The sequence below is a fragment of the Priestia sp. SIMBA_032 genome (genome assembly GCF_046535215.1).
In the GTDB taxonomy this organism is placed as follows: domain Bacteria; phylum Bacillota; class Bacilli; order Bacillales; family Bacillaceae_H; genus Priestia; species Priestia aryabhattai.
Window position 1 is genome coordinate 1 of record NZ_JAWRXD010000920.1, and the last position, 262, is coordinate 262.

Annotated in this window: 1 protein-coding gene; it reads right to left on the reverse strand. The window is 63.7% G+C overall.

Going from position 1 to position 262, the window contains the following annotated elements:
• The coding region (locus SB717_RS37020; RefSeq protein ID WP_410908074.1) for an SDR family NAD(P)-dependent oxidoreductase at window positions 1-262 on the reverse strand (262 nt) is incomplete at both ends.

Sequence of the window (262 nt, forward strand, 5' to 3'; positions counted from 1 at the left end):
ATCGGGGTGTCGATGAAGCCCGGTGGGATCGTGTTGACGGTGATGCCGTGCTTGGCGAACTCGAGGGCGAGCACCTTGGTCAGGCCGATCACGGCGGATTTCGACGACACGTACGCCGCCATCTGCGCGACGCCACCATGGGTGCTCGAGGAAGAGATGTTCACGATCCGGCCCCAGCCGGACTCGATCATGTGCGGGAGGACGGCCTGGCAGCAATCGAAGGTGCCGGTGAGGTTGATGGCGTGGACCAGATCCCACAGGT